The sequence below is a fragment of the Haladaptatus ordinarius genome, assembly GCF_054177595.1.
Genome location: NZ_JBPEHH010000205.1, coordinates 1 through 3,602, shown reverse-complemented (window position 1 = coordinate 3,602; position 3,602 = coordinate 1). Strand labels below are relative to the sequence as shown.

Genomic DNA, 3,602 nt, shown 5'->3' with positions numbered 1-3,602 from the left:
ACGAGCAACAGCATTCGTCTAGAACGGCGTATCTCAGCTTTCTCGGTTCGGTTCTCTCCATCTGTGGACTCTAGTTCTCCTTCACTCAGCTACTACACCAGCGTTCACTCTGGTCATCCATGACTCAGCACAGCTCACGAAGCGACGCTCGGGAAGTACCGATACTCAATGATATTGTAGTCGGCGAGTCTTGGGAGGTGCTTGTGGATAAGCGCGATCCGTGCTTGTTCAGGAGACATGATGGCGTCAACATTTTCGTGGACATATTCAACCAACGTGTTGAGTTCAGCCGTATCCGTCTCCTCATCTATGAGAATCTGTACAGTGGCACGCCGCGTGGCATTCGAAAGCAATTCACAGACGGTACTAACCGTGTGATCTGGCGTTGATAGGTCATCGTTTTTGGGTGAGTGAGTCATTGGTCTGGGATTGTGAGGGTGTCCGTGACACCAATGTCTTTGTCCTCCAAACTCGCAGAGGACGAACGGAAACTCATTTGGAGTGTAACTCTGCCCATTCGGCTGTGTGATGATAATCACAACAATATCCTTAGGGTTTGGGGCCGTTCGAACAGGGTGGTTAAAAATACTGGAAGAATGGAACTGAGCTAGTCAGTCGAAGTATCTCGTGATGAACATAAAAGCGCGTGTTCAAGAAGGGCTTCATTGCCACGCCGAATCAAATCCGAGAGCGACTGCTGACTAATGCCGAACTCGTTCGCTAATTCCGAGAGCGTAACTTGTCGAGGGGTTTGGAAGTATCCGTGTTGGAGTGCGAGTAGAAGCGCATCACGCTGTTTCTCCGTTAGCACACTCTCCACGAGGTCATCGCCAGCCTCACTGAGTGTATGCATCTGTCCGAGTGTATACGGAATTTCGTTTTCGCGACAGTGATTATGGAACGTGGTGAGATCATCCTGAGAAGGAAAGAGGACTTCGAACTCCCAGGCGTGAGTATCGTAGCCATAGGCACTCCGGATGATCGTTTCGGCTGCTGTGAATCCTTCGAAAAAGCCCCCGTCTGGAATATTCCAGTTCAGCAGATACAAGCGTCGATCCCCGAGTTCCTCAATCTCGCTTAATTCGCGGACATGCTCGTTAGCGCGGATGCGCTGTTCGAACGCATCTAGATCGTCATTCCAGGCGAAAAACAAGGGAATCGCATTTGACCCGACGGGGACGATCCGCTCGAATTCGATCTTGATCTCCGAGTCAGCTGTGAGTAAGCGGCCAAGTACGAAGTCCGTGGCTGGGAGTGAGAACTCAACAAGGGTAGCCATTACCTCATAAACAAACTCTCTGGTGCATCTTAGGTCTCTTGGCGGGAACGCCGAACAACTCTCGCACAGATTTTCGTTCAAGGATACCGGAGGTACTCCGATGCCGCTTCTGATTGTATCTGGTGTAGTGGTAGAAAAAATCATCACTCAGTCATAAATGTGCCAATTACAACACATTGATCAACATCTATTCTCTAAATCACGCTATTCAAAGCTCTCTAATTCTCCGATTCTCTGCCAAAGATGGGCACAATAGTACGCCAATCGAAAATCACCTTCTGTCACGTAGAAAATCACACGTGAGATATATAATATGTTTATAAATAAGATACATATTGGCCAATGAGGTAGGCTCGTATATGGGAGGTACGATCGTCGAAGTCAGCATCGCTGCCGAAGAGTTTGCACTCGAGCACACGTTGACCACGCTCGAAACTGTGACTTTCGAAGTCGAACAAACGATTGCGACCGATCGAGATGGCTTGATGCCATTCATATGGTTCACCACAGACGATTGTCTTGCGCTTGAGCACGCGTTAACTGACGACGATAGTGTTACTGACTTTCAACTGATCGCAGATTTCGAGACAGATTCTCTCTATCAGCTTGCGTGGACCGATCGCGTCAACCATCTCATTCGCGTTCTTGCAGAAGAAAACGGGGCAGTCCTCGCTGCAACTGGTCACAGTGGTATTTGGCATCTCCGGTTGTTGTTCGCTGATCATGATGCAGTGCGACGTACATCTGAATACTGTGAAGAGCAGGGAATTCCGTTAGAAATCCAGAATATCCAGGAGTTTACGAGAGAATCTCAGACCCGATTCGGGCTCACAAAGTCACAGCAACGAGCACTGCAGCTCGCTGCTACGCATGGTTATTACTCGGTACCTCGCGAGGCCACTGCGGATGAGTTGGCGGAAAAACTTGATGTTTCACATCAAGCACTCTCTGAGCGACTGCGGCGTGCCCATGGCAATCTTGTCGGCCATGTGTTCCTGAATCGAGTTGGTACACCAGAGGTAGCAGAGACAGGTTCCGACAAAGATGTAGCCTCTGAGTAAAAACTGCCGGTGTCTTAGCCACTCTCAGCGTCGATTGACTCGAGTTCAATCGTCCGATCAGCATGGAAAGTAACCTCATAGCCACAGTACTCGAAAATCACTTTCCCATGTCGTTCGGATTCTCTGTGAAGTGGAGCAAACAGCGTGTCGAGTGCATCTGGATCAATAGCCTCGTATAATGGCGGGCACTCACTTGGATCGGGACCGTCACGGGCGGCGATCGCGGCCTGAATCAACACCACTATTGATGGCTCTATTACAGTCGTCTGCTTGTCGCTTGGTGCGTTGGTCGTTGTCTCTCCCATTTTTATTCTCTCCCGGGAGTCCTCGTGACTAGTGGGGTATCCCTCACGAGCACTCTACACAAAAATCGGGACTGTAGTTATAAACATCCTCTGGCAAGAGATGAAGCCACTATTCTCTTTGTATATTCTTACGTGGTAATGAAACGATTCATCAGGATCCGATCAAGCGATATGAGACATTCTACTCCATTGCATCGAGCACAGACAGGTACTTTTCCACTTCGGGATGACTCCAGTATCGGATAGTTTCGATTCGAGTATCAAATTCGATCACTCCAGTATCGTCCAGTTTCGGGAGATGGTTATATTGCAGCGCAACTCTCACAGTATCGTCCTGCGCACGTTGCATGCTCGTTTCGGTTTCTGATTCGTGCTTGGAAATGACGGTGACAAGATCGGTGACTGTCGCGAGATCATCCTCGGACTGTGAAAGAGATGAGAGAATCAGGCGGCGATACGAGTGAGACAGGATATCGAAGATCGTATCCAGGGAGAGATTTGGAGAAGATGAGCTATCCTCACGATGGGATGTGTTCGTTGGTTCACAGTCGATCTGCGAGGGAATCGTTTGTGAATCGAAACTACCAGGTCGATCGCTGTCGTGTGGGTTCATGGGTACGTGTTTTATGAGAACGCACGGTTGGTGTGCCCCGCGTACCAACAACGCGTATGAACCCAATCTGAGCACGCTGGAGGGGTCATCGGCCCCTTCATCATTGGGATACGGCTCGGACACACATTCTGTCTCGTGGTTCTTCTATGCAATATAAAAGTTGTTTTAATAATCGCATGGCTTGTGTTTGCAAGCATCCACTACGTATCTATTTTCTACAAAGAATGCCTTGTTTTGCCGCAGAATGACGACAGTCTCAGACGCTCTCACGGTTATCTTCCGTCAGATTAACCGGGAAATGGACGCCGTCTGGCGATATGGCATCGCTCAGACGGCTAGCGCGA

The 3,602-nt window shown here is 49.2% G+C and carries 5 protein-coding genes; 1 reads left to right on the top strand and 4 read right to left on the bottom strand.

Annotated elements, in window-relative coordinates:
• Positions 1 to 134: 134 nt before the first annotated feature.
• Together ACR3FF_RS26255 and ACR3FF_RS26250 are read right to left on the bottom strand one after the other, a co-directional pair.
• A complete protein-coding gene (locus tag ACR3FF_RS26255; protein WP_458191034.1) occupies positions 135 to 419 on the bottom strand; it encodes a DUF7344 domain-containing protein in 285 nt (94 codons plus the stop codon).
• Between the two features lie 188 nt (positions 420 to 607).
• A complete protein-coding gene (locus ACR3FF_RS26250) occupies positions 608 to 1,279 on the bottom strand; it encodes a helix-turn-helix domain-containing protein (protein WP_458191033.1) in 672 nt (223 codons plus the stop codon).
• A 359-nt stretch (positions 1,280 to 1,638) separates the two neighbouring features.
• Here ACR3FF_RS26250 and ACR3FF_RS26245 point away from each other — a divergent pair, with 359 nt between their 5' ends.
• Positions 1,639 to 2,340 carry a helix-turn-helix domain-containing protein gene (locus ACR3FF_RS26245; RefSeq protein ID WP_458191032.1) on the top strand — a complete coding sequence of 234 codons (702 nt, stop codon included), beginning with the start codon at positions 1,639 to 1,641 and terminating at the stop codon, positions 2,338 to 2,340.
• 14 nt (positions 2,341 to 2,354) lie between these two features.
• Here ACR3FF_RS26245 and ACR3FF_RS26240 read toward each other — a convergent pair whose 3' ends face one another.
• Together ACR3FF_RS26240 and ACR3FF_RS26235 are read right to left on the bottom strand one after the other, a co-directional pair.
• The gene (locus ACR3FF_RS26240; protein ID WP_458191031.1) at positions 2,355 to 2,645 is read right to left on the bottom strand and encodes a HalOD1 output domain-containing protein; all 291 of its coding nucleotides are present in this window, start codon (positions 2,643 to 2,645) and stop codon (positions 2,355 to 2,357) included.
• Between the two features lie 181 nt (positions 2,646 to 2,826).
• Positions 2,827 to 3,381 carry a DUF7344 domain-containing protein gene (locus tag ACR3FF_RS26235; RefSeq protein WP_458191030.1) on the bottom strand — a complete coding sequence of 185 codons (555 nt, stop codon included), beginning with the start codon at positions 3,379 to 3,381 and terminating at the stop codon, positions 2,827 to 2,829.
• Between the last annotated feature and the right edge of the window lie 221 nt (positions 3,382 to 3,602).